This window comes from Streptomyces sp. NPDC031379 (assembly GCF_055569615.1).
The window spans coordinates 361,681-386,142 of record NZ_JBVIIT010000001.1; the positions used below are offsets into that span (position 1 = coordinate 361,681).

The 24,462-nt window shown below is 71.7% G+C and carries 21 protein-coding genes; 9 read left to right on the top strand and 12 right to left on the bottom strand.

Going from position 1 to position 24,462, the window contains the following annotated elements; all coding sequences use genetic code 11:
- Positions 1–497 precede the first annotated feature (497 nt).
- Entirely contained in the window at positions 498–1,439 is a 942-nt protein-coding gene (locus ACZ5CW_RS01745) for a TetR/AcrR family transcriptional regulator (RefSeq protein ID WP_468597412.1), read from the top strand.
- 125 nt (positions 1,440–1,564) lie between these two features.
- Here ACZ5CW_RS01745 and ACZ5CW_RS01750 read toward each other — a convergent pair whose 3' ends face one another.
- Positions 1,565–2,560: a helix-turn-helix transcriptional regulator gene (locus tag ACZ5CW_RS01750; RefSeq protein WP_468597413.1), complete on the bottom strand. Its 996-nt coding sequence runs from the start codon at positions 2,558–2,560 to the stop codon at positions 1,565–1,567.
- 170 nt (positions 2,561–2,730) lie between these two features.
- On the opposite strand from ACZ5CW_RS01750, the gene ACZ5CW_RS01755 reads away from it, so the two are divergent.
- From ACZ5CW_RS01755 to ACZ5CW_RS01775, 5 genes are all read left to right on the top strand, one after another.
- Positions 2,731–4,170, top strand: a complete 1,440-nt coding sequence (locus tag ACZ5CW_RS01755; RefSeq protein WP_468597752.1) for an MFS transporter — start codon at positions 2,731–2,733, stop codon at positions 4,168–4,170.
- Between the two features lie 194 nt (positions 4,171–4,364).
- Entirely contained in the window at positions 4,365–5,126 is a 762-nt protein-coding gene (locus ACZ5CW_RS01760; protein WP_468597753.1) for a DeoR/GlpR family DNA-binding transcription regulator, read from the top strand.
- A complete protein-coding gene (gene pfkB, locus ACZ5CW_RS01765) occupies positions 5,123–6,070 on the top strand; it encodes a 1-phosphofructokinase (protein WP_468597415.1) in 948 nt (315 codons plus the stop codon). The genes ACZ5CW_RS01760 and pfkB overlap by 4 nt, the downstream gene beginning before the upstream one ends.
- A 160-nt stretch (positions 6,071–6,230) precedes the next feature.
- A complete protein-coding gene (locus tag ACZ5CW_RS01770; RefSeq protein ID WP_468597416.1) occupies positions 6,231–8,483 on the top strand; it encodes a PTS fructose transporter subunit IIABC in 2,253 nt (750 codons plus the stop codon).
- Positions 8,484–8,588: 105 nt separating this feature from the next.
- Positions 8,589–8,840, top strand: a complete 252-nt coding sequence (locus ACZ5CW_RS01775) for a hypothetical protein (RefSeq protein WP_468597418.1) — start codon at positions 8,589–8,591, stop codon at positions 8,838–8,840.
- A 38-nt stretch (positions 8,841–8,878) separates the two neighbouring features.
- Here ACZ5CW_RS01775 and ACZ5CW_RS01780 read toward each other — a convergent pair whose 3' ends face one another.
- The 4 genes from ACZ5CW_RS01780 to ACZ5CW_RS01795 form a co-directional block, all read right to left on the bottom strand.
- Positions 8,879–9,625, bottom strand: a complete 747-nt coding sequence (locus ACZ5CW_RS01780; protein WP_468597419.1) for a DUF6227 family protein — start codon at positions 9,623–9,625, stop codon at positions 8,879–8,881.
- A 157-nt stretch (positions 9,626–9,782) separates the two neighbouring features.
- On the bottom strand, positions 9,783–11,000 hold the full coding sequence (locus ACZ5CW_RS01785; protein ID WP_468597420.1) for a L,D-transpeptidase: 1,218 nt from the start codon (positions 10,998–11,000) through the stop codon (positions 9,783–9,785).
- 304 nt (positions 11,001–11,304) lie between these two features.
- Positions 11,305–12,330 carry a P1 family peptidase gene (locus ACZ5CW_RS01790; protein ID WP_468597421.1) on the bottom strand — a complete coding sequence of 342 codons (1,026 nt, stop codon included), beginning with the start codon at positions 12,328–12,330 and terminating at the stop codon, positions 11,305–11,307.
- A 39-nt stretch (positions 12,331–12,369) separates the two neighbouring features.
- On the bottom strand, positions 12,370–13,608 hold the full coding sequence (locus tag ACZ5CW_RS01795) for a low temperature requirement protein A (RefSeq protein ID WP_468597423.1): 1,239 nt from the start codon (positions 13,606–13,608) through the stop codon (positions 12,370–12,372).
- A gap of 115 nt (positions 13,609–13,723) precedes the next feature.
- Between ACZ5CW_RS01795 and ACZ5CW_RS01800 the strand changes: the two genes are divergently transcribed.
- Complete coding sequence (locus ACZ5CW_RS01800) at positions 13,724–13,900, top strand: hypothetical protein (protein ID WP_393738907.1); 177 nt, start codon at positions 13,724–13,726, stop codon at positions 13,898–13,900.
- A 19-nt stretch (positions 13,901–13,919) separates the two neighbouring features.
- Here the strand turns inward: ACZ5CW_RS01800 and mscL are convergent, their stop codons facing one another.
- From mscL to ACZ5CW_RS01830, 6 genes are all read right to left on the bottom strand, one after another.
- Positions 13,920–14,396: a large conductance mechanosensitive channel protein MscL gene (mscL, locus tag ACZ5CW_RS01805; protein WP_468597424.1), complete on the bottom strand. Its 477-nt coding sequence runs from the start codon at positions 14,394–14,396 to the stop codon at positions 13,920–13,922.
- 138 nt (positions 14,397–14,534) lie between these two features.
- Entirely contained in the window at positions 14,535–15,176 is a 642-nt protein-coding gene (locus tag ACZ5CW_RS01810; RefSeq protein WP_468597426.1) for a hypothetical protein, read from the bottom strand.
- A 146-nt stretch (positions 15,177–15,322) separates the two neighbouring features.
- Positions 15,323–16,156 carry an S-methyl-5'-thioadenosine phosphorylase gene (locus ACZ5CW_RS01815; protein WP_468597428.1) on the bottom strand — a complete coding sequence of 278 codons (834 nt, stop codon included), beginning with the start codon at positions 16,154–16,156 and terminating at the stop codon, positions 15,323–15,325.
- A gap of 112 nt (positions 16,157–16,268) precedes the next feature.
- Positions 16,269–16,577 carry an FmdB family zinc ribbon protein gene (locus tag ACZ5CW_RS01820; protein ID WP_468597430.1) on the bottom strand — a complete coding sequence of 103 codons (309 nt, stop codon included), beginning with the start codon at positions 16,575–16,577 and terminating at the stop codon, positions 16,269–16,271.
- 67 nt (positions 16,578–16,644) lie between these two features.
- Positions 16,645–17,940, bottom strand: coding sequence for an MFS transporter (locus ACZ5CW_RS01825; protein ID WP_468597432.1), 1,296 nt, complete (start codon positions 17,938–17,940; stop codon positions 16,645–16,647).
- Positions 17,941–18,203: 263 nt separating this feature from the next.
- Positions 18,204–19,730: a potassium/proton antiporter gene (locus ACZ5CW_RS01830; RefSeq protein ID WP_468597755.1), complete on the bottom strand. Its 1,527-nt coding sequence runs from the start codon at positions 19,728–19,730 to the stop codon at positions 18,204–18,206.
- A gap of 193 nt (positions 19,731–19,923) precedes the next feature.
- Here ACZ5CW_RS01830 and ACZ5CW_RS01835 point away from each other — a divergent pair, with 193 nt between their 5' ends.
- The gene (locus ACZ5CW_RS01835) at positions 19,924–22,737 is read left to right on the top strand and encodes a penicillin acylase family protein (protein ID WP_468597434.1); all 2,814 of its coding nucleotides are present in this window, start codon (positions 19,924–19,926) and stop codon (positions 22,735–22,737) included.
- Positions 22,738–22,840: 103 nt separating this feature from the next.
- On the opposite strand, the gene ACZ5CW_RS01840 is transcribed toward ACZ5CW_RS01835, so the two are convergent.
- The gene (locus tag ACZ5CW_RS01840) at positions 22,841–23,386 is read right to left on the bottom strand and encodes a 5-formyltetrahydrofolate cyclo-ligase (RefSeq protein WP_468597435.1); all 546 of its coding nucleotides are present in this window, start codon (positions 23,384–23,386) and stop codon (positions 22,841–22,843) included.
- A gap of 171 nt (positions 23,387–23,557) precedes the next feature.
- On the opposite strand from ACZ5CW_RS01840, the gene galU reads away from it, so the two are divergent.
- Positions 23,558–24,460, top strand: coding sequence for a UTP--glucose-1-phosphate uridylyltransferase GalU (gene galU, locus ACZ5CW_RS01845; RefSeq protein ID WP_468597437.1), 903 nt, complete (start codon positions 23,558–23,560; stop codon positions 24,458–24,460).
- Positions 24,461–24,462 lie beyond the last annotated feature (2 nt).

Here is a 24,462-nt window from a genome sequence, read left to right on the forward strand (position 1 = left end):
GGCGGCAGGGGGCGTGCGGGGTGTACGCGGTGCGCGCGCCCGGTGGCGAAAGACGGCGCAAACATGGCGTGGTCCCGTCGCTTCAAGCACCGGGCCCGGGGGAACAACCCTTCCAGGCCCAGGAGCGGGGCCCGGGAACCGCACTCACCGCACTCCCCATCTCACCGCACCACTCGCCATTCGCACCACCGGCCGGCAGACCATCGGCCACCCCACCGCACCAGGCCGTCGTCCTTGCCGCCCCCCACGCGGCATCGCACCCAGGCCGACCCATGTGAAGCCACGTCCCGACGCACATCCCCCCCGGCGCCGGGACCTTCCAGAGCCGGGCTTCGGCGCCTACCCCCCCCCAGGCGCCGGGGCCCGGTTCCTCCTCGTGCGGCAGACCGGGAGCGCCGCCAGAGGTGGGCGCGTGGAAACGGCGGCCCACCCCGTACCTGAACCCCGGGGTGGACCGTCGGATGGCAGATTCTGCCACATGGGCATAGCCTGCCGAGATGAGCACCACCCGCAACACCGCCCACCAGCCGTTTTCCGCCTCCGCGCCGGTCTCCCTCACCGAACGCCGGAAGGCCGAGACCCGGATGGAGATCGCCCGGGCGGCGGCCGGCCTGTTCGTCCAGCAGGGCCTGCGGGCCACCCGCGCCGAGGACATCGCCCAGGCCGCGGGCATCGCACCGCGCACGTTCTACCGCTATTTCGCCACCAAGGAAGAGGCGGTCGCCCCCCTCTACGCGGCGGGCGCCCAGTGTTGGACGGAAGCGGTCCGTACGGCCCCGGCCCCCCTCGCCGTCCCGGAGGCACTGGAACACGCAGTCCGTCACACCCTCAGTCCCGGAGCCGGCGTCTCCGCCGCGTCCTGGGAGTGGGTCCGCACCCTGATCCGCCTGGCCGACACCAGCCCCGCCCTGCGCAAGGTCTGGGCGGAGGTGTGCCAGGCCTCGGAGGGAGCGCTGGGAGAGATCCTCGCGACACGACTGACCACCACCAAGAACGCGGGCCGCGCGGGCGGAGCCGGCAGCCCCGACAACGTTGCCTCCCCGCCCCCGGCCCCCGCGAACGCCCCGTCCACCGCGCAGGTCACCCCCGGCGCTGAGGACGTCACCCAGACCCCCGCGGGCCTGACCCGGCACCCCGCGGATGTCGCCCAACCCCCCGAGGGCGTCGCCCGGCCCGACGCGGGCATGACCCTGGCCCCCGAGGACGCCCCCCGGGCCTCCGCGGACGTGACCCCGCCCCTTGCGCAGGTCACCTCCGCCTCCGCCGGCCTCACCCCGGCCCTCCGCTTCGCCGCGGCCGTGGCCGGCGCCGCCGTCCGGGTGGCCGTGGAGTCCTGGGCCGCCACCGACGCCCCGCCCACGGGCCCCGAGGGTCCGGCGGCCCTGGCTCTGCGGAACCTGCGCGCGCTGCGGGACTTCGGCTGGGAGGCGGAGGGCTAGGGGGGCGAGGGGGCTTCGTTCGGGTCAGCAGGGGTCCGACGCTGATCCAGACGAAACCCCCTGGTCCGCCCCGGCGGGGGGTGGCGGCGGACCGGGCTCCGGGAGAGTCCCGGCACCTCCCGGGTCTACGGCCGAGCGAGCGCGGACCGCCCCGCGCTCACCCCGCCCGCCCGGCTCAACCGCCCGCCCAACTCCCGTACGCACGTCACCAGTTCCGCCGGCTCGCGGACCGCGAACTCGCACCCCACCATCACCAGCCGCACCGCCAGCCACTCCACGGGATCGCCCGCGGTGCCGCGCAGGACGCAGCCGCCCCGGCCGTCGTCCGCGGGCGCCCCGACCCACGCCGGCACCCGTGCGGAGACCCGCTCCGCCGACGCGGCGAACCGCACCTCGAACTCGTACGTCTCGCGCCGCCGGTGGATGGAGCGCCGCAGGTACTCGGCGGCGCTCCCCTCCGGCAACTCCCTGGGCGCGAACCGGACTCCGGTCGCGAACGGCGCGCTGACCCGGTCCACCCGGAAGGTGCGCCAGTCCGCGCGGTCGAGGTCGTAGGCGACCAGGTACCACCGGCGTCCGGTGGACACCAGCCGGTACGGCTCGGTGAGGCGCCGTGACTCGCTGCCGTCCTTGTCGCGGTAGGCGAACCGCAGCCGTTCGTGTCCCGCCACCGTCGAAGCCATCACGGTCAGCGTCTCCGGCGCGATGCTCGGCCCGTCCCCGCTGGTCAGCGGCGTGGTCGCGGCCTGCAGCGTGGCCACCCGGTGCCGCAGCCGGGCCGGCAGCACCTGCTCCAGCTTGGCCAGGGCCCGTACCGACGCCTCGTCCACGCCCTCCAGGGCGTGCCCGGCGCCGGCGCGCAGGCCGACCGCGATCGCGACCGCCTCCTCGTCGTCCAGCACCAGCGGCGGCATCGCCTTGCCCGCGACCAGCCGGTAGCCGCCGTCCGTGCCCATGGTGGCCTGCACCGGATAACCCAGCTCCCGCAGCCGGTCGATGTCCCGCCGCACGGTACGCCTGGACACCCCGAGCCGTTCGGCCAGCTCACCGCCGGGCCACTCGCGGGGCGTCTGCAGGAGGGAGAGCAGCTGAAGCAGCCGGGCCGGTGTGTCCGTAGTCATGCGTACCAGAATGCCGTGTATCTAGGACACGATCTGACCTACTGGGGTTCTACCTTCACTTCATGACCTCGATCGACCGCACTGCCGAGCAAGGGCACACCGCAGCCACCGCGACGGCGCTCCCCGAACCGACTCCCGACCGAACCCGCTGGCTGGCCCTGGCCATCGTCATGACCGCGGCCTTCATGGACCTGGTCGACGTCACGATCGTCAACATCGCCATCCCCTCGATCCAGCGGACCGCCCACGCCTCCGTGGGCCAGATCCAGTGGATAACGGCCGGCTACGCCCTCGCCTTCGCCGCCGGTCTGATCACCGGTGGCCGTCTCGGCGACATCCATGGCCGCAGGCGGCTGTTCCTGATGGGCATCGGCGGCTTCACGCTCGCCTCGGCGCTGTGCGGCTTCGCCGTGAACCCGGAGATGCTGGTCGCCTCGCGCCTCCTGCAAGGCGGCATGGCGGCGATGATGGTGCCGCAGGTGCTGTCGATCGTGCACGCCACCTTCCCCGCCCATGAACGCGGAAAGGTCTTCGGCCTGTTCGGCGCGATCGTCGGCCTGGGCGCGGTCTCGGGTCCGCTGCTCGGCGCGCTGCTGACGGAGTGGAACCTGTTCGGCCTGGAATGGCGGCCCATCTTCCTCATCAACCTGCCGGTCGGCATCGCCTCCTGGTTCCTCGGCCGCCGTTTCATCACCGAGTCCCGCGCCCCGAAGGCGCTCAAGCTGGACCTCGTCGGCGTCGCCCTGGTCTCGCTCGGCCTGCTGATGCTGCTCTACCCGCTCACCCGCGGCCGCGAGCTGGGCTGGCCGCTGTGGGGCTACGTCTCGATGGCCGGCGCGCTCGGCGTCTTCGCGGCGCTGGTGGCGTACGAGCGGCGCAAGGCGGCCCGGGACGGCTCCCCGCTGATCGAGCTGTCGCTGTTCCGCGTGAAGAGCTTCGCCGCCGGCATCGCCGTACAGACCGTCTTCGGTGTCGCGCTCGGCATCTTCTTCCTGGTCTGGACGCTGTACATGCAGATCGGCCTCGGCTGGAGCCCGCTGCGGGCCGGTCTGACCGGCGTGCCGTTCTCCCTCGCGGTGTCGACGGCGGCCGGGATGTCGGTGCAGAAGCTGGTCCCGCGGTTCGGCCGCAAGGTGCTCCAGGCGGGCGCGCTGGTGATGGGCGCGGGCGTGCTGCTCTACCTGTGGGAGGCCCACCGCTACGGCCTGTCCATCGCTCCCTGGCAGATGGCCCTCCCGCTGGTCGTGATGGGCGTCGGCATGGGTCTGATCGTCGCCCCGCTGACCGACGCGGTGCTCTCGGAGGTGCCGCGCGAGCACGCCGGTTCCGCGTCGGGTCTGATCAACACCGTGCAGCAGATGGGCAACGCGCTCGGGCTCGGGCTCGTGTCGGTGGTGTTCTTCGGGGAGATCGGCGACCGGCTGACCCCGGCCCAGGTCGGACCGGCCTTCGTGCACGCCTTCCAGAACGCGCTGTGGTGGGTCGCCGGGATCATGGGCGCGATCTTCCTGCTGATGGCCGCGCTGCCGAAGCGGCCGGCCCAGCATGTGGAGGGAGCCGCCGACGCCGAGCCTTCGGTGGTGGAGAAGGAGCGCGAACTCGTGTCCTGACCGGACACGACGACTGCGTCCAGGCACGGTGAGCGGCCCGGTACCGACCAGGTACCGGGCCTTTCCGCTGCCCGGGCCGAACCAGGAAGCCCGTTCATGCCCGGTTGTGGCCCGAACCTGTTTACTTTCCGGAAGCCCGGGCGTAGCCTCGCCGTGAAACCACACGTTCGGGCATGAGTCGGAGGCGATCGGACATGTACGCACCGGAGCGGCAGCAGGAGATCCTCCGGCTCGCCCGGGACGGGGGCCGGGTGGACGTGCTGTCGCTGGCCGAGGAGTTCCAGGTCACGGCGGAGACGATCCGCCGGGACCTGAAGGCCCTCGACCGCGCCGGCCTGGTCCGCCGGGTGCACGGTGGCGCCATACCGGTCGGACGCCTCGACTTCGAGCCGGACCTCGCCGAGCGCGAGTCCTTCGCCGCCGACGAGAAGGACCGCATCGCCAAGGCCGCCCTCGCCGAACTGCCGACCGAGGGCACGATGATCCTCGACGCGGGGACGACGGTGGCCCGGGTCGCCGCGGCGCTCCCGCTGGAGGCCTCCGTCACCGTCGTCACGCACAGCCTGCCCATCGCCGCCCGCCTCGCCGACCACCCGGGCATCCAGCTCCACCTGGTCGGAGGACGCGTACGGCACCGCACGCGCGCCGCCGTGGACGCCTGGGCGCTGCGCGCGTACGGCGAGATCCGCGCGGACGTGCTGCTCGTGGCGGCGAACGGCTTCTCCGTCGAGCACGGCCTGACCACCCCCGACCTCGCCGAGGCCGCGGTCAAGCGGGCCGCGGTCGCCGCCGCCCGCCGGGTCGTCCTCCTCGCCGACTCCGCCAAGCACGGCCAGGAGCACTTCGCCCGCTTCGGCGACCTGAGCGACGTGGACCTGCTGATCACCGACAGCGGGCTGAGCCCCGAAGACGCCGCCGCCATCGAGCGCGGCGGCACGGAAGTAGTGCGCGCATGATCCTCACCGTCACCCCCAACCCGTCCCTCGACCGCACCTACGAGGTCCAGGCCCTCAAGCGCGGCGAGGTCATCCGCGCCGAGACGGAGCGCATGGACCCCGGCGGCAAGGGTGTGAACGTCTCGCGCGCCGTCGCCGCCGCCGGCCGGCACACGGTCGCCGTCCTGCCCCTGGGGGGTGCGCCGGGGGCGCTCGTCGCCGACCTGCTCGACGCGCAGGGCATCGAGGTCGCGCCGGTCCCGATCGCCGGAGCCACCCGCTCCAACATCGCCCTCGCGGAGTCCGACGGAGTACTCACGAAGATCAACGCCCCGGGCCCCGCCCTGTCGGTGGCGGAACAGGAACTCCTCCTGGACACCGTCCGCGCGCAGTCCCACGACGCCGACTGGATCGCGTGCTGCGGCAGCCTGCCCCGGGGTCTCGCGCCCTCCTGGTACGCCCACGTCGTCACGCGGGCGCACGCCGGGGGTGCGCGCATCGCCCTGGACACCTCGGGGCGCGCGCTCCTGGAGGCGCTGCGCGCGCGGCCCGACGTGGTGAAGCCCAACGCCGAGGAACTCGCGCAGGCCGCGGGACACCCCCTGACGACCGTGGGCGACGCGCTCAAGGCGGCCGAGGAGCTGCGCGGGATGGGCGCGCGCGCCGTGCTCGCGAGCCTGGGCGCCGACGGCCAGCTCCTCGTGGCGGACAACGGCGCATGGTTCGGCAGCGCGCGCGTGGACACCGTCCGCAGCAACGTGGGCGCCGGTGACTCCTCCCTGGCCGGCTTCCTCATCGCCGGCGGCAGCGGCCCGGAGGCCCTCGCCTCCGCCGTCGCCCACGGCGCCGCCGCCGTCCAGCTCCCCGGCAGCGTGATGCCGACCCCGACCGACCTGGACCCGGCCGCGGTGACCGTCACCACCGAGATCCCGCTGGAGCGCGAACTGACGGAGCCGGTGACATGAACGGCCCGATCCGCTCCCGTACGACCGCTCCGTACCGGCCGTGGCGAGACTCCCCGTCGACCGCCACGACCCCCACACCGACCACCTCTCCCCACCGCACCCCCGTCCCCTCCTCCGCCCGCCCCTCCCCACGGGCGATACGCGTGCATAGGAGCCCGCGATGAGCTACATGATCACCGCGGACCTGGTCGACCTCGACCTGTCCGCCGACACCAAGGAAGCGGCGGCGCGCGCCCTCGCCGAGCGCATGGTGGCCCAGGGCCGGGTGACCGACCTGGAGGGCTTCCTCGCCGACGTGGCCGCCCGCGAGGCCCAGATGCCGACCGGACTCGACGGCGGCATCGGCATCCCGCACTGCCGCAGTACCCACGTCACCGAGCCGACCCTCGCCTTCGGCCGCAGCGCCGCCGGTATCGACTTCGGCGCCCCGGACGGCCCGGCCGACCTGATCTTCCTGATCGCCGCCCCCGCCGGTGCCGACGACGCCCACCTGACGATCCTCTCCTCGCTGGCCCGGCAGCTGATGAACGCCGAGTTCACCTCCGCGCTGCGCACGGCGGGAGACGCGGCGACGGCCGCGGCGCTGATCCGGGGGGACGAGGCGCCGTCGGGGGAGAGCGCACGGGACGCCGCGGCCGGCTCCGGTGGCGCACCGGACACGGAAGCGGTCACGGAAACGGACACGGTCTCGGAAACAGGCTCGGTCTCGGAAACAGGCACGGTCACGGAAGCGGACAGGGCGGGCGCTCGAGAGGCTTCGAGTGCCGCCCAGGGCGCCGTGAGCGCCTCCGAAGACTCCGCCGCGGCCCCGGTGGCGGCCTCCGCCGGTGCCGCGGCGGGCAATACGGAACCCCCGGCGGACGCGTCCGTCCCGGCACACGCCGAGGGCGCCGACACCGGCGATCGCCCCTTCCGCGTCGTCGCCGTCACCTCCTGTCCGACCGGCATCGCCCACACCTACATGGCGGCCGAGTCCCTGGAGAACGCGGGCCGCGACGCGGGCGTCGAGCTGGCCGTCGAGACGCAGGGCTCGGCCGGCTTCACCCGGCTGGACCCGGCGGTGATCGCGGCGGCGGACGGCGTGATCTTCGCGCACGACATCCCCGTACGCGACAAGGACCGCTTCGCGGGCAAGCCGACCGTCGACGTCGGGGTGAAGGCGGGCATCAACCGCCCCGCCGACCTCATCGCGGAGGTCCGCGACAAGGCGGCGCGTGGCGAGACGAGCGCCCCGGCGGCCGCGTCGGGCGGCACGCCGGTCGAGCGCGCGGGCGACTCCACCGAGGGCTACGGCACCAGGCTCCGCAAGTGGCTGATGTCCGGCGTCAGCTACATGGTCCCGTTCGTCGCCGCGGGCGGTCTGCTCATCGCCCTCGGCTTCGCGATCGGCGGCTACAAGATCAACAAGGCGCCGTCGGTGATGGACCACTTCGTGTGGACGCAGGCCGACAGCTGGGGCGCGCTGTTCTTCCAGATCGGCGTCGTCGCCTTCGGCTTCCTCGTCCCGGTCCTCGCCGGCTACATCGCCTACGGCATGGCGGACCGGCCCGGTCTGGTCCCCGGTTTCGTGGGCGGCGCCATCTCGCTGACCATCAACGCGGGCTTCCTCGGCGGTCTGGCGGCCGGTCTGATCGCCGGCGGCGTGGTGATGGCGATCCAGCGGATCGGCATCCCGGCGGCGTTGCGGGGCATCATGCCGGTGGTGGTGATCCCGCTGATCTCCTCGGCGATCGTCGGGTTCCTGATGTTCGTCGTGATCGGCAAGCCCATCGCCTCCGCGCAGAAGGGCATGACCGACTGGCTCAACGGCCTCACCGGCACCAACGCCGTCCTGCTCGGCGCCCTGCTCGGCCTGATGATGTGCTTCGACCTCGGCGGCCCGGTCAACAAGGTGGCCTACACCTTCGCCACCGCCGGCATCGCGGTCTCCGACCCCAGCGACTCCGCGATGAAGATCATGGCCGCGGTGATGGCGGCCGGCATGGTCCCGCCGCTGGCGATGGCTCTGGCCACCACGGTGCGCGGCAGGCTCTTCACCCAGACCGAGCGGGAGAACGGCAAGGCCGCCTGGGTCCTGGGCGCCTCCTTCATCTCCGAGGGCGCGATCCCGTTCGCGGCGGCGGACCCGCTGCGGGTCATCCCGTCCGCCATGGTGGGCGGCGCGCTCACCGGCGCCCTGTCCATGGTCTTCGGCGCCACCCTGCGCGCCCCGCACGGCGGCGTCTTCGTGGTCCCGCTGATCGGCAACTCGTTCCTGTACCTGGTCGCCATCGCGGCCGGCGTCTGTGCCACCGCCGCCCTGGTGGTCCTCCTGAAGGGGATGCGCAAGCAGGCCCCCGGGACCACGGCCACCGATCCGGCCGCGAACGCCACCACGCCCGCGAGGGATACGAAGCAGGCGGTGGCGGCCTGACCGCCACGCCTTGTCCCTTTGGTGCGCTGTGAGTTGTTCACGCCACCTGCGAGATACGTCACGGTCCGGGGCCAAAGTCCCGGACCGTGGTGTGTACTGGAGCGCATGCCAGAGCATGTCTCGACTCTCCAGCTGGCCGGCGCCATCGCCCTCACCCTGGCAGGCGTGGCCTGGGCCATCGTCGTCATGCGCCTGGTGCGCCGCTTCCGCGCGGAGGCCCTGCGGGAGCTGTCGGCGGCCCGCCTCCCGGTCCTCCCGTCCCAGCCGCAGGCCGGCCCCTCGCGGGAGTCGGTGGAGCTGACCCCGGCGGAACGGGACGCCTTCGCCGGGCTGGTACGGCAACTCGGCCGTCACTGACCGCGGAACGGGCCCGTGCCCCGGGCCCGCGCCCGGTGCTACCCCTGCCGTGCCGCGCGCCGCTCCATGGCATCCCGGGCCGCGTCCTCGGACAGGTACACCTCGCACATGTGCCGCCCGTCGGGAGTCGCCGTGTGCTCGACCTCCCACAAGGAGACCTCGCTGCCGTCCGGCAGCAGGAACGCGTGCTCGTACAGCGCGTAACTCAGGCCGACGCGGCCGGCCCTCCCCGGCCGTCCGAACGCCTGCGTGATCTCGTGCGCGGTCGCCGTCGCCAGCAGCGCCGCCGTCTCCGCGCCGGGCCGGTCGGGGTTCTCCGCACGGCGCAGGAGCCTGCGCACGTGGTCCGCCGAGTCGTCGGAGGCGAACATGTGCCGGGGCTCCGGGATCGCCCACAGCCGCATCAGCGCGGGCATCTCGAAGTCCGGCGTGTCCAGAGGCAGCCCGAGCCGCGCCGTGGCGGCCTGCAGCTCCTCCTGGTCGGCGTACACCTCGTGCTGCGGGGCGCCGCCCGGTGTGGGGTTGTGCGCCAGCTCCCACAGCGTGAGCGCCGAACCGTCGGCGAGCAGCCAGGTGTGCCGGTAGGTCTCCCGGTGCAGCCCCGCGCTGTGGTGCGCGGAGTGCAGCGAACTGTCGTGCGCCAGCGCGCAGTCGAGCCGCTGTATCACCTCGTCGGGCAGCTCGAAGGAGTTCAGGGCACGGCCGAGGAGTCGCGCGAGATGCTCCTCCGGAGACTCGGGCGACTCGGCTGGTTCGTACGCTGCGGTCTCGTACGGAACGCTCAAGACATCTCCCGGCGTTGCTGCATGTCACCTTGTGGGTGCATACCGTAGCCCCTCGGTCGGACATCATGTCCGGGAACCGAGAAAACGTGCGCCGGGAAAACGCGCGGGCCGCGCGAAAAGTTCCCGCGCGGCCCGCCGTTCGGTTAAAAGCCGCCGCTCAGGCGGCACTTCCCGCGGTCCAGGCACTCCAGGACATGTTCCACCCGTTGAGGCCGTTGTCCGGGGCCACCGTCGTGTCGGGGGAGTTCTTCACGATCACGACGTCCCCGATGAGCGAGTTGTCGAAGAACCACTTGCCCGTGGTGGCGCCCTGCGCGCCCTGCACGTCCGCGAGGCCGACGCAGCCGTGGCTGGTGCCCTCACGGCCGAAGGGCGGGTTGCCCTTGTTGTACCAGTAGTTGCCGTGGATGAAGGTGCCCGACTGCGTCAGCCGCATCGCGTGCGGCACGTCCGAGATGTCGTACTCCCCGCCGAAGCCGACCGTCGAGCCGTTCATGCGGGTCTGCACGAACTTCTCGGAGATCACCATCTGCCCGTTGTACGTGGTGTGCTGCGCGCTGCCCGCGGAGATCGGCACCGACTTGAGCGTCCTGCCGTCCCGCACCACCGTCATGGTCTGCGTGGTGGCGTCGACCGTGGAGACCTGCGACCGCCCGACGGTGAACGAGACGGTCTTCTTCTGCACCCCGTAGACGCCCTTGGTGCCCTGGACCCCGTCCAGGTCGATCTTCATCGTGACCTTGGAGCCGGCCTTCCAGTACTCCTGGGGCCGGAAGTCCAGTCGCCGGTCCCCGAACCAGTGCCCGACCACCTGCTGGCCGCTGCTGGAGTTGACCGTGATGTGCGACTGCACGGCCTTCTTGTCGGTGATCGACTTGTCGAAGGTGAACGACACCGGCATGCCCACCCCGACCGTCGTGCCGTTGTCCGGCGTGTAGGTGCCGATGAAGCTGTTGGCCGTGGTGACGGTGGTGAAGATGGAGTTGGCCGCCGCGGTACGTCCGTCGGCGTCCTTGGCGGTCGCGGCTATCTGGTACTTCGTCCCGCGCTCGAGCTGCTGCTTCGGCTTCCAGGTGCTGCCGTCCGCCGATATCGCCCCCGGCACGGCCTGCCCCGACCCCGCCACGGTCATCTTCACGTCGGTCAGCTTGCCGTCCTCGACCTTCACGCCGGTCGCGTTGATGGACGCGTCCGTCGAACCGTCCTTGGCCGAGATCGCGATCGTCGCCGTCGACGTCTTGGGGGAGTTCTTGCCTCCCTTGCCGTCGTCGGTGGCGTTGGCGTCGCCGCCGCAGGCGGTCAGGGTGAGGGCGCCGACCATCAGGGCGGCACAGGCCCCCAGTGCGCGCCGCGCTGCAATGTCCGGCGTTGTCACGGGCTGCTCCAGGTTCGTGTGATGTGCGTGATCCGTTCCAGTGCGTGAAGAAAGAGGGTGCGGGCGGCGGGCCGGGTTCCCTCCGTCGCCCGTTGACGCGATCACGTGACAGAACCGGGACAATCCATGGTGGGCCCCCCAGCGCCCGGCCCCCTTTCCCCAGGGCTCCCAACGGGGCGAGCAGCGCACCCCGTTGGCGGTCACACGGCGGGAGTCACACCGCGGGTGTCCCCTTGCATGCCGGGCGCGCCCCACTCCACCCCGCCCCGGCCCCGCGTCCGGAACCCCTCCGCACGCACCACCGCTACCCCCTGCCGTACAACTCCCCGTACGCCGGCCACACTCCTCCCGGCCCCTCGACCGACTCGGCGGCGCGTACGGCCCGCACGATCGCGCGCGTCACGAGATCCGCGCCGGCGGCGAGGATCTCGTTGAGCGCCAAGGGGTGCGCGCCGAGCGGGTGCGTGCCCGTGGCCAGCGCGAACACCGTGTCGCCGTCGTGCAGGAGGTGCACGGGCCGTACGGCCCGTGCGATGCCGTCGTGCGCCGTGCCCGCCAGCTTCTGCGCCTGTGCCTTGGTGAGGTCCGCGTCGGTCGCGACCACCGCCAGCGTGGTGTTGAGCGGCGGCGGCGCGTTGCCGGCGGCGGCCTCGGCGAGCCGGCGCCGGGCGGCCTCGTGCACGTGCTCCTGCGGATACTCCACCCGGCCGTGGAACAGCTCCCCGTACAGCACCCCCGTCGCGGGATCCACCACCGAACCCGCTGCGTTCGCGACCACCAGCGCGGCCACGGTGACGCCCGAGTCGAGCACCGTGCTCGCGGTGCCCACCCCGCCCTTGAGGCCCCCCGCCACAGCGCCGGTGCCGGCGCCCACGCCCCCCTCGGCCACCCGGGCACCGGGCGCGGTCGCCGCCGCGGCCTCCACCGCCGCACGCCCCGTCGCGGCATCCGGCCGTGCACGGAAGTCCCCTCCGCGCCCCAGATCGAAGACGCACGCGGCGGGCACGACCGGCACGACGTGCGCCGGGTCCGTCCCCACCGGTACGCCCCGCCCCTGCTCCTCCAGCCAGGCCATCACGCCGGACGCGGCGTCGAGTCCGTACGCGCTGCCGCCGGTCAGCACGACGGCGTCGACCGTCCGCACCACATTGCGCGGGTCGAGCGCGTCGGTCTCCTTGGTGCCCGGCCCGCCGCCGCGCACGTCCACCGCGGCGACGGCACCGCCCTCGGGAGCGAGGACGACCGTGGTGCCGGTGAGCCAGCCGTCCCCGCCGCGGGTGGCGTGTCCCACCCGCAGCCCGGCGACGTCCGTCAATGCGTCAACTGTCATGGGCGCCAGTCTGGCCCAGCGCGCGATGCCTCCGGTGGCTCAGTCGGCCGGCGCTGCGGCGTTCCGCTCGCGCTCCCGGCCGGCCGTGCGGGCGGTCAGCGCCACCCCGGTCGCCACCGCGGCCGAGGACACGAACCCCGCCGCGAGCACCGCCCAGTCACCCAGGAAGGTGCAGCAGATCACCAGCAGAGCCGTGACGGGCAGCACCATCTGCTGGGCGATGCCGACCTTGAAGTGCCGCGAGTGCAGCGCCCAGACGGTCAGCAGGTACAGAGCAGTCGGCAGTGTCACGGCCGCCGAGGCGGAGAGGGTGGAGATGCGCGCCTTGCCGACCGACTGCTCCACGGCGACCTCCAGGCCCGCGCCGATCGCCGCGGCCGAGGCGAAGATCAGGTAGTGGCCGTAGCCCCAGAGGAACGCCTGCCGGTTGGAGCGCAGGTGGCCGTGAATGGGCACCACGAAGTAGATCCACCAGGCGGAGAAGACGATCAGGAGCCCGCCCGCCGCGATGGGCAGCAACTCGCCGAGCGCGTCATGCTCGTCCACGGCCGACTTCACGGCGACCGTGGCCGCGGCGATCGTCTCGCCGAGCACGATGATGGTGAACAGGCCGTAGCGTTCGGCGATGTGATGCGGATGCCAGGAGGTCGCGTGGGCCTTCTCGGCGAACATCGGGACGCACAGTTCCACGACCGCCATCACGAGGAACACCCAGGGCCGGGCGGGCGCGGGCAGCAGCACCAGCCCGAGCCAGCCGACCAGACACAGCAGCACACCGAAGGCGTACCGGAGCGCCATGGTGCGCTCCGCGCCCGCGGCCGATCTCGCGGCTCTGAGCCACTGCGCGGCCATCGCCAGCCGCATGATCAGGTAACCGAGCCAGACGACCAGGTAGTCGTGGTGCTCGAAGGCCCGCGAGACACCGGCGGCCAGGACCAGGACGCCGGCGATCTGCACCAGGGTGACGACCCGGTAGAGCACGTCGTCGTTGTCGTACGCCGAGGCGAACCAGGTGAAGTTCATCCAGGCCCACCAGATGGCGAAGAACACCATCGCGTAGTTGAGGATCCCGTTGCCCGGGTGCCCTTCGGCGACGGCGTGCACCAGTTGCGTGCCCGCCTGTGCGATCGCCACGACGAAGCACAGGTCGAAGAAGAGTTCCAGCGGGGAGGAGACCCGGTGCGCCTCGTCGCGCCCGCGTGCGGTGAGCCGCCGCAGGTGCCCGGGCGGCCGCGGTGCGCCCGGGGAGGCGGGCGCCGGAGCGGAACTGGACGTCATGTCTCCCAGAACAGCAGAAAACCACCCTGAAATCTTGTGAACGAGTTCACAAGCGATCATGGGTCCATGGTGGGCGCTCCGCCGGCCGCCGGCAGGGGGGCCGTACCCTGGGGGCATGAGCACCGCCCCGGAACCCGAGCCGCGCGATCCGAAGCCCGCGCTGGTCTTCGACGACCCGCTGGACCAGCAGTCCTCGGACGACACCGACCGCGGATGGGGCGAGCGCCCGGCCGGCGACAGCGCCGCCGACCTGAAGCGCTTCCTCGACGAGAAGCCGCCCCACCACCTCTGAGCCGCCCGCGGGAGCGCCGCTAGCGCTCGTCGTGCCCCGCTCCACGCTGGGCGAGCAGCGCGTCGCGGATCTCCTTGAGCACCTCCAGCTCGGACACTTCGATGACCTCCTTCGTGCCCTCCCGCGCCGCCTTGCGGGCCGCCTGCCGGGCCAGGTACTTCGCCATCGGCAGGACCATCAGGAAGTAGACCACCGCCGCGGTGAACACGAAGGTGAGCGTCGCGCCGAGGACGCTGCCCCACAGGATCGGCACCCCGCTCTTGACCGAGCCGTCCGCGCCCACCTGGCACGGAGCCTTCAGGCAGGAGCTGTAGTTGTCCAGGTTCTGCGTGCCTATCGCGCCGACCAGCGGGTTGATGATCCCCTTGACCACCGAGTTGACGATGTTCGTGAAGGCCGCGCCGATGACCACCGCGACTGCCAGATCGACGACGTTGCCGCGCATCAGGAAGGCCTTGAAGCCGTGCCAGACGCTCGGTTCCTTCTTTGCGCTCACCTCGGGGACTCTCCTCGTATGCACAGGGTGTGGAACGAAACGCTCCGCAACCTACGACACGGTACGGCCGGGGTGTCCAGTCCCGTAGCTCGATCGAGGGACTTGACGGCAGGCTGTCGAGATGTTCCAGGGGCTGGTTCAGCACAACGTCACCGCCAGCCGTGCCGTGGCGCTCGCACCGACCAGCCGTGCCGCGGCGGCGCGCGGCACGGACAGCACGACCAGTGCCCCGCTCTCGGCACCGCCCTCCAGCGGCTCCGGCACCCTCGTCACCCGCACCCCGCGCGCGAGCACCCGAGCCCCGCCCCCGGCCGACGGGTCCTCCGCGGCGATGACGTCGACGCGGTCGCCGGCCCGCAGGAGCCGGACCGTGGCGGCGTCGGCGATCCGCACCGGAGCCGTCACCACGTCCACCGCGGTGTGCCGGCGTACCGGATCCGTGACCGGGTGCCCGCGGGCCTGCTCCGCCCGGTGCGGTTCCGCCGCGGTGCGCGGTCCCGCGGCCACCAGCGCGGCGGCCGTCACCGCGAGACCGGCCGCGACGGCCCGCCCGCGATGCCGTACGAGCCGCTGCAGCTGATACCGGCCGCCGCGCACGCGCACCGGAGCGAACTGCGGTACCTCGCAGGTCGCCGGAGCATCCGTGCCCAGCGGACGCGGAATGCGGAGGGCGGGCGGGAAAGGGGAGGAGGAAGGGGCGGGCGGGAGGGAAAGGGCTGAGGGGAGGACCGAGGGGTGGGAAGAAGAGGAGGGGGTCGGGGACGACGAGGGCGAAGGCATCTGAATCACCGCCTGCGACGAGGAATTCGGCTTGCCCTGCCACGATGAGGCCTCGCGCCGAATCCCGCCGGAGCCCGTGGAGCACGGCCGGATTGTGGACAACCCGCCCATCCGAACGGGGAATTCCGCTCGTTGCCCCCGGCGGACTACGGCAGCTCGAACCCCGGGTCCATACCGCCGAGCGCGTTCACGCACAGGCAGTCCCGCGCCTCGGTCTCCGGCAGTGCCGTCACCGCGTCGAACAGCACTCCGCGCATCCGGTCCAGGTTGGCCGCGAACACGCGCATCACCTCCTCGTGGGAGACGCCCTCGCCGGTCTCGGCACCCGCGTCCAGGTCGGTGACCAGGGTCAGCGACGTGTAGCACAGCTCCAGCTCCCGGGCGAGCGCCGCTTCGGGGTGGCCGGTCATGCCCACGACGGACCAGCCCTGCGCCTGGTGCCACAACGATTCGGCACGCGTCGAGAAGCGCGGCCCCTCGACGACGACCAGCGTGCCGCCGTCCACCGGCTCCCAGTCCCGCCCGCGCGCCGCCTTGAGCGCGGCGGACCGCCCGGCGGGGCAGTAGGGGTCGGCCACGGACACGTGCACGACGTTCGGCACGGTGCCGTCGGGCAGCGGCAGCCCGTCGAAGTACGACTGCGCCCGGTGCTTCGTACGGTCGACCAGCTGGTCGGGCACCAGCAGCGTGCCGGGGCCGTACTCGGGACGCAGGCCGCCCACCGCGCACGGACCGAGGACCTGGCGGACCCCGACCGAGCGCAGGGCCCACAGGTTGGCGCGGTAGTTGATGCGGTGCGGCGGCAGATGGTGGCCGCGGCCGTGCCGGGGCAGGAAGGCGACCCGCCGGCCGGCGATCTCGCCGAGGAAGAGGGAGTCGCTGGGCGGCCCGTAGGGGGTCTCCACCTCGACCTCGGTCACGTCGTCGAGGAACGAGTAGAAGCCCGAGCCGCCGATTACGCCGATCTCTGCGTTCGCCATGACCAGCACATTAGCTGGCCGGGGAAGCGCGGGGCAGCCGGTGCCGGAGATACCTCCCGGACATGCCGATGACCCCGCCGTCGCAGGACGGCAGGGTCAGGGGTGAGAGGTCTCAGGCGGCGGAGCTGCTGGCGGAACCCGACGCGGACGAGGACGTCGACGACGAGGAAGAGGTCGACGAGGACGACTTCGACTCGGACGACGAGGAGCTGGACTTCGAGGCCGGGCTGCTGCTCGACGTGGAACCACGCGAGTCGTTGCGGTAGAAGCCGGAGCCCTTGAAGACAATGCCGACCGCGGAGAACACCTTCTTCAGGCGGCCACCGCAGTTGGGGCACTCGGTCAGGGCGTCGTCGGTGAACTTCTGCACCGCCTCGAGGCCCTCGCCGCACTCGGTGCACTGGTACTGGTACGTCGGCACTGTCTTCCTCCTGGCACTCTCACTCGATGAGTGCTAACGACGGTCCATAGTGACGTATTCCCGGGGATCAGTCCACCGTCACCGGCACGCGGTGACCGACGCCACGTGCGACGGTCCGGTTCCGGTGCGGGGCGACCAGCCGCGAGCGCAGCGCCACCAGGGTCACCAGCGCGAGCACCGTGCCCGCCATGGGCACCAGGAATCCCGCGCCGTCCCACAGCCGGTCCTCCAGCTGCCCGGCCACGGTGACGGCGGCCGCCTGGCCGAGCGCGACGGCGCCGGTCAGCCAGGTGAAGGCCTCGGTGCGGGCACCGGCCGGGACCAGGCCCTCGACCAGCGTGTAGCCGGTGATCAGAGCCGGCGCGATGCACATGCCGACCAGCAGGCCGAGGCCGGCGAGCAGCGGCACCGAATGCGCCGTCCACAGGGCGGACGCGATCAGCGCCAGCGCCGTGTAGCCGATGACCAGGCGCCGCTGCGGGGCGGCCTTCCAGGCGATGGCGCCGCAGGCGATGCCGGAGAGCATGTTGCCGGCGGCGAACACGCCGTACAGGACGCCGTTCAGACCGGGCTCGCCGATCGACTCGGTGAACGCCGCCAGCGACACCTGCATGCCGCCGAAGACGGAGCCGATGCCCAGGAACGTCACGACCAGCACGCGCACGCCCGGGACGCGCAGGGCGGACGCGTGCTGCACGCGCGCGTGCCCGCTCTCGTCGCTCACCGGCGGCTGCGTGCCCTTCTGCGCGGCGAACAGCAGGCCGCCGACGAGGGTCAGCGCGGCCTCCGTGACGAGGCCCGCCGCCGGCGTCACGGCGGTGCACAGCGCGGTCGCCAGCAGAGGGCCGAAGACGAAGGTCAGCTCGTCGGTGACCGACTCGAACGCCGCCGCGGTGGTCATCAGGGGCGAGCCCTGCAGCTTCACGCCCCAGCGCGCACGCACCATCGGGCCGACCTGTGGCACCGAGGCACCGGTCGGGACGGCCGCCAGGAACAGCGCCCACAGAGGGGCGTGCGCCAGGGCGAGCGCCGTCAGGGACAGGCCCGCCAGCGTGTGCACCAGGACGCCGGGGATCAGTACGGCGCGCTGGCCGTAGCGGTCGGCGAGGCGACCGCCGTACGGGGCGAACAGCGCCATGGAGACACCGGTGGCGGCCGCGACGGCGCCCGCGGCACCGTAGGAGCCGGTGGTGTGCTGCACGAGCAGCACGATGGAGATCGTGAGCATCGCGAACGGCTGGCGCGCCGCGAAACCGGGGAGCAGGAACGTCCAGGCGCCGCGGGTGCGCAGCAGCTGTCCGTATCCCGGGCGGGACGACGCCGACGGGTTCTCCGCCGGCTCGGTGGTGACCGTGGACTCCACGGCCCGTGCCTTTCTACCGCCTGGTAGCGCGCCCGTGCGGGGGGCGCCGAGAGCTGTCCTCTTGCGCGGAACTGCGGTAGATACCGGTGCCACTGCCAAGGGCGCTCCGGCCGCCATACGGTCGCGCCAGCTCTGCGTCAGGCAGAGTTGGTTCGATCAGGGTGCGCCTTCATCGTACAGGGATCACTGCCGCGCACGGCTGTGAAAACGAGCACCTCGGGCTCCGGTCACCTGGGATTTCGTCGGGTGCGGACCCGGGGAACTCAGCGCGAGTCGCCCGCCCCGTTCGTGCCCAGCCACCCGGCCAGCTTGCCGCCGTGGGCCACCGCGCGCAGGCGCCGTTCCGCCGCGTCGCGGACCGGGTCCGTGGCGACGACCAGCAGCTCGTCCCCCCGCCGCAGCACGGTCGTAGGGAGGGGGACGAACGATTCTTTTTCGCGTACGACGAGGGTGACGGCGGCGCCCGGCGGCATGCGCAGCTCGTTGACCTCCACGCCGTGCATCCGGGAGCCCTCGGGGATCGAGATGGACAGCAGGTGCCCGCGCAGCCGCTCCAGGGGTGCCGACTCGATGCCGAGGTCGGAGGCCTCGCCCTCCTCGCCCAGGCGCAGCTTGCGTGCCAGCCAGGGGAGCGTCGGCCCCTGGACCAGGGTGTAGACGACGACCAGGACGAAGACGATGTTGAAGATGCGGCGACTGCCTGCGACGCCGTTCACCATCGGGATGGTCGCCAGGATGATGGGCACGGCGCCGCGCAGGCCCGCCCACGACATCAGGGTCTGCTCCTGCCACGGCACGCGGAACGGCGCCAGGCTGAGGACCACGCTCATCGGCCGGGCCACCATGGTCAGGACCAGCCCGATGACCAGCGCGGGCCAGACGTCGTCGCCCAGCTCGTGCGGGGTGACCAGCAGGCCGAGCACGACGAACATGCCGATCTGCGCGATCCAGCCGAGCCCCTCGGCGAAGCCGCGCGTGGCGGGCCAGTGGGGCAGCTTGGCGTTGCCGAGCACCATCGAGGCCAGGTAGACGGCCAGGAAGCCGCTGCCGTGCGCCAGGGCGCCGGCGGCGTACGCCGTGACGGCGATGGCCATCACGGCGATCGGGTAGAGGCCGGAGGCGGGCAGGGCCACGTGCCTGAGCCCCCAGGAGCCGAACCAGCCCACCGCCAGCCCCATGGCCGCGCCGATGGCCAGCTCCAGGGCTATCTCGCCCAGCAGCAGGTACCAGTGCTCGACGGGGCCGGCCGTCGAGAAGGCGACGACCAGGATGACCACCGGGGCGTCGTTGAAGCCGGACTCCGCCTCCAGCGTCCCCGTCACGCGCGCGGGGAGGGGAATTCTCCGGAGCACGGAGAAGACCGCCGCCGCGTCCGTGGACGAGACCACCGCGCCGATGATGAGTGCCTGCCGCCATTCCAGTCCGACCAGGTAGTGCGCGCCCGCCGCGGTGACACCCACGCTGGCCGCGACTCCCGCCGTGGCCAGGACGGAGGCGGACGACAGGACCGGCCGGACCTCTTTCCACTTCGTGCCCAGGCCGCCCTCGGCGAGGATCACGACCAGGGCCGCGTATCCCATGACCTGGGTCACTTCGGCGCTGTTGAAGTTGACGTGGCCGATGCCGTCCTGGCCCATCAGGACGCCGATCCCCAGGTAGACGAGCAGGCTGGGGAGCCCGCTGCGGGAGGAGACCCGGACGGCCGCGACGGCGACCAGCAGGACGACGGAGCAGACGAGCAGGAGCTGGTTGAGGTGGTGGACAGTCAGCGGCGGTACCTCCCCTGAGATCTCCGGGTTACTTCGTTACCTTACCTAACTCTTGACGCTTTCTTGACGCTGGCCGGGGCAAGATCGAACGTCCGTACGCGCTTCTTCCCGACTCCGCGTCAAGGGGGACAGGGCCCTGCGCCTATGGTTGCTCCAGCGCTCATTCAAAGTCACAGCCCGACCTGCCGCTCGCGTTAGGACAGCAAGGACAGCGATGCCCCCCAACACCACCGCCACAACGGGTGACACCGCCACAACGGGTGCCACGTCCGTCAAGTCCGGCAGGAAGAAGGGGCGCAAAGCCCGATTGCTCGTGCTGGTGCTGGTCCTGGCGCTCATCGGAGGCCTCGCCTACGGGGCGTACTGGTCGATCAGCACCGTCCGCGCCTCCTTCCCGCAGACCACGGGTTCGATCACGCTGGACGGCCTGTCGGGGCCGGTCGACGTGAAGCGGGACGGCTACGGCATCCCGCAGATCTACGCCTCCTCCGACGAGGACCTGTTCATGGCGCAGGGCTACGTCCAGGCGCAGGACCGGTTCTACGAGATGGACGTGCGCCGTCACATGACCTCGGGCCGCCTGTCGGAGATGTTCGGCAAGGGCCAGGTCGAGAACGACGAGTTCCTGCGCACCCTCGGCTGGGACCGGATCGCCAAGGAGGAGTACGACACCAAGCTGTCGCCCTCCACGAAGAAGTACCTCCAGGCCTACGCCAAGGGGGTCAACGCCTACCTCCAGGGCAAGGGCGGCAAGGACATCTCCCTGGAGTACGCGGCCCTGGGCTTCACCAACGACTACAAGCCGCAGAAGTGGACCCCGGTCGACTCCGTCGCCTGGCTGAAGGCCATGGCCTGGGACCTGCGCGGCAACATGCAGGACGAGATCGACCGCGCCCTGATGACCAGCCGTCTCGGGCCGCAGCAGATCCAGGACCTGTACCCGGCGTACCCCTCCGGCCGGCACAAGCCGATCGTGCAGGAAGGCCAGTACAGCGCGCTGAGCAAGTCCTTCCAGCAGAACGGCGCCACCGGCACCTCCGGGACCACGGGCACGACCGGCGGCTCCACGAGCACCTCTCAGGGCGCGACGAGCACGAGCGGCTCCTCCGTGTCGGGCTCGAACACCTCGGGCCTCACGAGCCAGCTGGCGGGCCTCTACAACGTCCTCGACGACGTCCCCACGGCCGTCGGAGTGAACGGCCAGGGCATCGGCTCCAACTCCTGGGTCGTGTCCGGGAAGTACACCATCACCAAGAAGCCGCTGCTCGCCAACGACCCGCACCTGTCGCCGTCGCTGCCCTCCGTCTGGTACCAGATGGGCCTGCACTGCCGGACCGTCTCCGGCAAGTGCCAGTACGACGTCACCGGCTACACCTTCGCCGGCATGCCCGGTGTGATCATCGGGCATAACGCGAAGATCGCCTGGGGCATGACCAACTCCGGCGTCGACGTCACCGACCTGTACCTGGAGAAGGTGACCGCGAACGGCTACCTGTACGACGGCAAGGTCCGGCCGTTCAAGACCCGCGAGGAGACCATCAAGGTCGCGGGCGGCGCGTCCAAGTCCATCGTCGTCCGCCAGACCCAGGACGGGATGCCGCTGCTGTCCGACCGTGACGACGAACTCGTCCAGGTCGGCAAGAAGGCCGGCGTCAACACCGCCGCCCCCGACCGCGGCGACGGCTACGGCATCGCCCTGAGGTGGACCGCGCTCGACCCGGGCACCTCCATGGACGCCGTGTTCGCCCTCGACAAGGCGTCGAACTGGAGCGACTTCCGGTCGGCGGCCGCCCTGTTCGACGTGCCCTCGCAGAACCTGATCTACGCCGACACCGAGCACATCGGCTACACCCTGCCCGGCAAGATCCCCACGCGCTCCTCCTCCGACGACGGCTCCATCCCGGCGCCGGGCTGGGAGTCGAAGTACAAGTGGACCGGCTTCATCGAGCAGGACGAGCTGCCCTACGAGTACGACCCCGCGCGCGGCTACATCGTCACCGCCAACCAGGCCGTGGTCGACAAGGACAAGTACCCGTACACGCTCACCACCGACTGGGGCTACGGCACCCGCAGCCAGCGCATCACCGACCTGATCGAGTCCAAGATCAAGGACGGCGGCAAGATCTCCACCGACGACATGCGGCAGATGCAGCTGGACAACAGCAGTGAGATCGCCAAGCTGCTCGTGCCCAAGCTGCTGAAGCTCGACCTCGACGACCCGGACGTCCGCCAGGCGCAGAAGCTGCTGGAGGGCTGGGACTACACCCAGGAAGCAGACTCCGCCGCCGCCGCGTACTTCAACGCCGTCTGGCGCAACATCCTCAAGCTCGCCTTCGGCAACAAGCTCCCCAAGGAGCTGCGCGTCAAGGGACAGTGCCTGTGGGTCGACAAGATCGACAGCACCGGCCCGCTGGACGACGACACCAAGGTCCGCGAGTGCGGCCGGCGTGACGCCGACCAGGCGCAGCCGGACGGCGGCGACCGCTGGTTCGAGGTCGTGCGCACCCTGATGGACAAGCCGGACAGCGACTGGTGGAAGACGCCCAAGTCGGGCACCCGGCCGGCCGCGCACAACCGCGACCAGCTCTTCGCCCGCGCCATGATCGACGCCCGCTGGGAGCTGACCGCCAAGCTCGGCAAGGACATCGACACCTGGAGCTGGGGCCGGCTGCACCGCCTGTTCCTGAAGAACCAGACGCTCGGCACCGAGGGCCCGAAGATCCTGCAGTACGTGCTGAACCGCGGCCCCTGGAAGCTCAGCGGCGGTGAGGCCGCCGTGAACGCGAGCGGCTGGAACGCCGCCGGCGGCTACAACGTCGTCTGGGTGCCCTCCATGCGGATGGTCGTCAACCTCGCCGACCTCGACAAGTCCAAGTGGATCAACCTGACCGGCGCCTCCGGGCACGCGTACAGCGCGCACTACACGGACCAGACGGGCAAGTGGGTCAAGGGCGAGCTGCTGCCCTGGTCGTTCTCGGACAAGGCGGTCGACAAGAGCACGAGCGACACGCTCGTCCTCAAGCCGTGAGCCGCTGAGCCACGCCACCCGAACGGCCCCCCACGCGTGCGTGGGGGGCCGTTCCGCTTCGGTCGCGGAGCGGGTGGGACGGGTGGGGCGTACCGGCCCGAGGTCAGCCGCTCGTGAACCGGCGCGCGGCGGAGGGCGTCACCACCGCGTGCACCGGCTTGTCGTGCGCCTCCGCCGGGACCTGCGCGACGACCTCCGTGTCGTACAGCAGCACCACGAGCCGGGAGCGTGCGCCCGCGCGCTCCAGGCGGGCCAGCACGCGGTCGTACGAGCCTCCGCCGCGCCCCAGGCGCATCCCCCGGGCGTCCACCGCGAGCCCGGGCAGCAGGACGACGTCCGCGTCCGTCACGGCATCCGGACCGAGGCGCTCGCCGCAGGGCTCGAACAGGGCCATCTTCCCGCCGTGTTGGACCCGCGCGAGAGAGCCGGGACCGGTGTACTCGCCCCAGTCCAGGTCGTTGTCGGACAGGAGCGCGGGGAGCAGGACGCGCACGCCCCGCGCGCGCAGCGCGTCCAGCAGCGCGAGCGTGCCGGGCTCGCCGCCCACGGAGACGTACGCCGCCACCGTGCGCGCATCCGCCAGCTCGGGCAGCTCCAGGGCGCGCTCGGCCAGCGCGCGGCCCGCCGCGCGGACGTCGTCGCCCGTCAACCTGTTCCTCGCCTCGAGGAACTCCTGCCGCAACGTTCGCTTGTCAGGCTCGCCCGTACGTCCGACGTGTTCCACTGGTCGTTCTCGCCCCTTTTCTTAATGCCGTCATATAAGGGTCAACCAACCGGGAGCCACGGATTCCCATCTAAGGCACCGGATAAGGTTGCGGGCATGACTCAGTCGCACCCCAGGATCAGCAAGGCTGTCATCCCCGCAGCAGGCCTAGGCACCCGGTTCCTGCCGGCCACCAAAGCCACTCCCAAGGAGATGCTGCCGGTCGTTGACAAGCCGGCGATCCAGTACGTGGTCGAGGAGGCCGTGTCGGCGGGGCTCGACGACGTGCTCATGATCACCGGACGCAACAAGCGTCCCCTCGAGGACCACTTCGACCGCAACTACGAGCTGGAGTCGGCACTCGAGAAGAAGGGCGACGCCGAACGGCTCGCGAAGGTGCAGGAGTCCAGCGATCTGGCCACCATGCACTACGTGCGCCAGGGCGACCCCAAGGGGCTCGGCCACGCCGTGCTGTGCGCCGCCCCGCACGTCGGCCACGAGCCTTTCGCCGTCCTCCTCGGCGACGACCTGATCGACCCGCGGGACCCGCTGCTCAAGCGCATGATCGAGGTCCAGGAGCAGTACGGCGGCAGCGTCGTCGCGCTCATGGAGGTCGCACCCGAGCAGATCCACCTCTACGGCTGCGCGGCGGTGGAGACCACCGCCGACGGTGACGTCGTGAAGGTGACCGGCCTGGTCGAGAAGCCGGACCCGGCGGACGCCCCGTCGAACTACGCGATCATCGGCCGCTACGTGCTCGACCCGCACATCTTCGACATACTGCGCAAGACCGAGCCGGGCCGCGGCGGCGAGATCCAGCTCACCGACGCCCTCCAGCAGCTCGCCCAGGACGAGAAGGTCGGCGGGCCGGTGCACGGCGTCGTCTTCAAGGGCCGCCGCTACGACACCGGGGACCGTGGCGACTATCTGCGTGCCATTGTCAGACTCGCGTGCGAACGTGAAGACCTGGGCCCTGACTTCAGGACCTGGCTTCGCAGTTACGTAGCCGAGGAGATGTAACC

Excerpts from the sequence above, each read along its gene's own strand:
- ACZ5CW_RS01745 (WP_468597412.1), top strand. The coding sequence starts at position 498 with ATGAGCACCACCCGCAACACCGCCCACCAGCCGTTTTCCGCCTCCGCG.
- ACZ5CW_RS01750 (WP_468597413.1), bottom strand. The coding sequence starts at position 2,560 with ATGACTACGGACACACCGGCCCGGCTGCTTCAGCTGCTCTCCCTCCTG.
- ACZ5CW_RS01755 (WP_468597752.1), top strand. The coding sequence starts at position 2,731 with ATGACCGCGGCCTTCATGGACCTGGTCGACGTCACGATCGTCAACATC.
- ACZ5CW_RS01760 (WP_468597753.1), top strand. The coding sequence starts at position 4,365 with ATGTACGCACCGGAGCGGCAGCAGGAGATCCTCCGGCTCGCCCGGGAC.
- pfkB (WP_468597415.1), top strand. The coding sequence starts at position 5,123 with ATGATCCTCACCGTCACCCCCAACCCGTCCCTCGACCGCACCTACGAG.
- ACZ5CW_RS01770 (WP_468597416.1), top strand. The coding sequence starts at position 6,231 with ATGAGCTACATGATCACCGCGGACCTGGTCGACCTCGACCTGTCCGCC.
- ACZ5CW_RS01775 (WP_468597418.1), top strand. The coding sequence starts at position 8,589 with ATGCCAGAGCATGTCTCGACTCTCCAGCTGGCCGGCGCCATCGCCCTC.
- ACZ5CW_RS01790 (WP_468597421.1), bottom strand. The coding sequence starts at position 12,330 with ATGACAGTTGACGCATTGACGGACGTCGCCGGGCTGCGGGTGGGACAC.
- ACZ5CW_RS01795 (WP_468597423.1), bottom strand. The coding sequence starts at position 13,608 with ATGACGTCCAGTTCCGCTCCGGCGCCCGCCTCCCCGGGCGCACCGCGG.
- ACZ5CW_RS01800 (WP_393738907.1), top strand. The coding sequence starts at position 13,724 with ATGAGCACCGCCCCGGAACCCGAGCCGCGCGATCCGAAGCCCGCGCTG.
- ACZ5CW_RS01810 (WP_468597426.1), bottom strand. The coding sequence starts at position 15,176 with ATGCCTTCGCCCTCGTCGTCCCCGACCCCCTCCTCTTCTTCCCACCCC.
- ACZ5CW_RS01815 (WP_468597428.1), bottom strand. The coding sequence starts at position 16,156 with ATGGCGAACGCAGAGATCGGCGTAATCGGCGGCTCGGGCTTCTACTCG.
- ACZ5CW_RS01835 (WP_468597434.1), top strand. The coding sequence starts at position 19,924 with ATGCCCCCCAACACCACCGCCACAACGGGTGACACCGCCACAACGGGT.
- galU (WP_468597437.1), top strand. The coding sequence starts at position 23,558 with ATGACTCAGTCGCACCCCAGGATCAGCAAGGCTGTCATCCCCGCAGCA.